At 63.4% G+C, this 538-nt stretch carries 1 protein-coding gene; it reads left to right on the forward strand.

The genetic code is table 11. From position 1 onward, the window contains the following. On the forward strand, positions 1–504 hold a 504-nt coding region (locus ASV53_RS26540), incomplete at its 5' end, for a type I methionyl aminopeptidase (protein ID WP_141226339.1). Positions 505–538: the final 34 nt, after the last annotated feature.

Genomic DNA, 538 nt, shown 5'->3' on the forward strand with positions numbered 1-538 from the left:
TGGCATGGAGATGCCGCCCGGACCGTCCTCGTGGGAGATGTCAGCGAGGAGGCTCGGACCTTATCCGAGGTGACCCGTGAGTCGATGTGGGCCGGTATCGCCAAGGTCGTGCCTGGAGCCCGGATCGGCGACATTTCCGCAGCGGTGCAAGCATCCCTGGAATCCCATGACCGTGACTACGGCATCATTCGTGAGTACACCGGCCACGGGATCGGTACCGAGATGCACATGGATCCGGATGTTCCCAACTGGGGGCGGGCCGGACGTGGCCCGAAGATCGTTGAGGGCATGGTGCTGTGCATCGAGCCGATGGCTACCCTCGGCACGGAGGTCACCGCGACCCTGGACGATGAGTGGACCGTTGTTACGGTGGACGGCTCGTGGGCTAGCCACTGGGAGAACACCGTTGCCGTAACCAGTAAAGGTTTGTGGGTGTTGTCGGAGCCCGATGGCGGTCAGGCCGAACTCGAGAAGCGTGGAGTGCCATTCGGGCCCCTTGACTGAGGTTGATCTGTAGCGCTGCCGGGGCCGTGGGTTC

Source organism: Photobacterium sanguinicancri (genome assembly GCF_002265265.1).
Lineage (GTDB): Bacteria > Pseudomonadota > Gammaproteobacteria > Enterobacterales > Vibrionaceae > Photobacterium > Photobacterium sanguinicancri.